The following is a 3,274-nucleotide window of genomic DNA, read 5'->3' on the forward strand; positions in this document are numbered from 1 at the left end:
GCGTTTTTGTAATTTGGAGTTATTGAATGGCAACGATCAACCAGTTGGTTCGTAAGCCGAGAAAACGCAAAGTTGCTAAGAGTGACGTACCTGCTCTGCAAGCTTGCCCTCAGCGTCGTGGTGTTTGCACCCGTGTTTACACAACTACGCCGAAGAAGCCGAATTCTGCACTGCGTAAAGTGTGTCGTGTTCGTCTGACTAATGGTTACGAAGTGACTTCGTACATTGGTGGTGAGGGTCACAACCTGCAGGAGCACAGTGTGGTGCTGATTCGTGGCGGCCGTGTTAAGGATTTGCCTGGTGTGCGTTATCACACCGTTCGTGGCAGCCTGGATACTGCTGGTGTGAGCAGCCGCAGACAGCGTCGTTCCAAGTATGGAGCCAAGCGTCCCAAGTAAGGGGCGACTTTGTGTCGGTCAGAACCGAGTAAGGCCGGGTGCGCTAGCCGCAGTGTGATCAATCCCGGACAACCCTGAAGAGAAGAGCTAGATTATGCCTAGAAGAAGAGTTGTCGCTAAGCGCGAAATTCTGCCAGATCCTAAGTTTGGCAATGTCACGCTGGCAAAGTTTATGAACCACGTCATGGTCAGCGGTAAAAAATCCGTTGCAGAGCGCATTGTTTACGGTGCACTTGACCTGGTAGAAAGCCGTTTGAAAGAAGAGCCGGTGGCGGTATTTGAAACTGCCCTGGACAATATCGCCCCGATGGTGGAAGTGAAGTCACGTCGTGTTGGTGGTGCGACCTATCAGGTGCCGGTAGAGGTTCGTCCCTCACGCCGTGCCGCACTGGCCATGCGCTGGATGGTAGACTACGCCCGCAATCGTGGTGAGAAGTCCATGTCTCAGCGTCTTGCCGGTGAAATCATTGATGCCTACCAGAGTAAAGGTGGCGCAGTGAAGAAACGTGAAGACGTCCACCGTATGGCTGAAGCCAACAAGGCGTTCTCACACTTCCGATTCTAATCGCAGTATCGGAACGTTAAGGTATCCCAGAAGGGTAGCTGTCTGCAGCTACCCTTTTGTGGTTTTAAGATGAATGTTTTTGGGGGAAAGACCTGTGGCGCGTAAGACACCCATTACCCGTTATCGCAATATCGGCATTTGTGCCCACGTAGATGCGGGGAAGACCACCACGACGGAGCGTGTGCTTTTCTATACTGGCCTGTCGCACAAGATTGGCGAGGTGCATGACGGGGCGGCGACCATGGACTGGATGGAGCAGGAGCAAGAGCGGGGCATTACCATCACCTCGGCGGCTACCACCTGTTTCTGGTCGGGTATGCAGCAACAATTCCCTCAACACCGGATCAACATCATCGATACCCCCGGGCACGTGGACTTCACCATTGAGGTCGAGCGCTCCCTGCGGGTGCTGGATGGTGCCGTGGTGGTGCTGTGTGGCTCCTCCGGGGTCCAGCCGCAAACAGAAACAGTGTGGCGCCAGGCGAATAAATATGAAGTGCCGCGCATGGTGTTTGTCAACAAGATGGACCGGGCTGGTGCCGACTTCATGCGAGTGGTTGATCAGCTGAAAAAGCGTCTCGGTGCCAATGCCGTTCCCCTGCAAATGACAATTGGGTCTGAAGAGCACTTTAAGGGTGTTGTCGACCTGGTGAAGATGAAGGCCATTTTGTGGAATGAATCTGATCAGGGGATGACCTTCGACTACGCAGATATTCCGGATGACCTGCTTGATCAGTGCGAGGAAATGCGCGAGTACATGGTGGAAGCAGCAGCAGAAGCCAATGAAGAGCTGATGGAGAAATACCTCGAGGAAGGGGAATTGACCGAAGATGAGATCAGGCAGGGTATTCGCCTGCGCACTTTGGCCAATGAAATTGTTCCGGTATTGGGCGGCTCAGCGTTCAAGAACAAGGGTGTTCAGGCCGTACTTGACGCGGTGATTGAATACCTGCCTGCACCCACAGAGGTGAAGGCTATTGATGGTGTGCTTGAAGATGGAGAAACCCACGATACCCGTGAGGCAGACGACAAAGCACCCTTCGCAGCGCTGGCATTCAAAATAGCCACCGACCCGTTTGTTGGCACCTTAACGTTCTTTCGCGTTTACTCCGGAACTTTGAATTCCGGGGATATGGTTTACAACCCGGTGAAGGGTAAGAAAGAGCGGATCGGTCGTATGGTGCAGATGCACGCCAACAACCGCGAGGAGATCAAGGAAGTGCTGGCTGGCGATATCGCAGCTGGAATTGGTCTGAAAGATGTCACTACAGGTGACACCCTCTGCGATATCAACAAGGTGATTACGCTGGAGCGTATGGAGTTTCCCGAACCGGTCATTTCCGTGGCCGTGGAACCGCGTTCCAAGGCGGATCAAGAAAAAATGGGTATTGCACTGGGCAAGCTGGCTCAGGAAGACCCATCTTTCCGGGTGAAAACAGATGAAGAAACCGGCCAGACCATAATTTCCGGCATGGGTGAATTACACCTGGATATCCTCGTTGAACGCATGCGCCGGGAGTTCAGTGTTGAGGCCAATATTGGTAAGCCGCAGGTGGCCTACCGAGAAGCCATTCGCAACACCTGCGAAATCGAGGGCAAGTTTGTTCGCCAGTCCGGCGGTCGTGGCCAGTACGGGCATGTCTGGGTTCGCTTTGAACCGGGTGAAGATGCCGGTGCCGAAGGCCTGGAGTTTGTGAACGAAATTGTCGGGGGTACGGTGCCCAAGGAATACATCCCCGCTGTAGCCAAGGGTATTGAGGAGCAGATGCAGAATGGTGTGGTCGCCGGCTATCCGCTGCTTGGCTTGAAAGCGACACTTTACGATGGCTCATACCACGACGTGGACTCATCAGAGATGGCCTTCAAGATCGCTGCATCCATGGCCACCAAGCAACTGGCCACCAAGGGCGGTGCAGTACTGCTTGAGCCCATTATGAAAGTTGAAGTGGTTACGCCCGAGGAAAATATGGGCGATGTGGTGGGTGACCTGAACCGCCGCCGCGGTGTGATTCTGGGTATGGATGAAACTGTATCCGGTAAGGTAGTCAATTCTGAAGTGCCACTGGCGGAAATGTTCGGTTATGCCACCGACCTGCGCTCTGCCACCCAGGGTCGTGCCACCTTCACCATGGAGTTTGAGAAATACGCAGAAGCGCCGCGCAATGTCGCAGATGAAGTGATCGCCAAGAATATGCGTTAACTAAATTTGATTTTGAGAGGACCTGGAAATGGCAAAAGAAAAGTTTGAACGAAATAAGCCCCACGTAAACGTGGGTACGATTGGTCACGTAGACCATGGTAAAACGACGCT

4 protein-coding genes are annotated in these 3,274 nt (G+C 53.4%); all 4 read left to right on the plus strand.

Annotated elements, in window-relative coordinates:
- The first annotated feature begins 26 nt into the window (after positions 1-26).
- Positions 27-398 carry a 30S ribosomal protein S12 gene (gene rpsL / locus ACYZYZ_RS07910; protein ID WP_305171174.1) on the plus strand — a complete coding sequence of 124 codons (372 nt, stop codon included), beginning with the start codon at positions 27-29 and terminating at the stop codon, positions 396-398.
- 94 nt (positions 399-492) lie between these two features.
- On the plus strand, positions 493-963 hold the full coding sequence (gene rpsG, locus ACYZYZ_RS07915) for a 30S ribosomal protein S7 (protein WP_305171175.1): 471 nt from the start codon (positions 493-495) through the stop codon (positions 961-963).
- A 94-nt stretch (positions 964-1,057) separates the two neighbouring features.
- Positions 1,058-3,163, plus strand: a complete 2,106-nt coding sequence (gene fusA, locus ACYZYZ_RS07920) for an elongation factor G (protein WP_461483874.1) — start codon at positions 1,058-1,060, stop codon at positions 3,161-3,163.
- 28 nt (positions 3,164-3,191) lie between these two features.
- On the plus strand, positions 3,192-3,274 hold an 83-nt coding region (locus ACYZYZ_RS07925; protein ID WP_003292966.1), incomplete at its 3' end, for a GTP-binding protein.

Source organism: Porticoccus sp., assembly GCA_023261185.1.
Taxonomy (GTDB): Bacteria; Pseudomonadota; Gammaproteobacteria; order Pseudomonadales; family Porticoccaceae; genus Porticoccus; species Porticoccus litoralis.

Coding starts and splice junctions, on each gene's coding strand:
- rpsL (WP_305171174.1), top strand. CDS start 27: ATGGCAACGATCAACCAGTTGGTTCGTAAGCCGAGAAAACGCAAAGTT.
- rpsG (WP_305171175.1), top strand. CDS start 493: ATGCCTAGAAGAAGAGTTGTCGCTAAGCGCGAAATTCTGCCAGATCCT.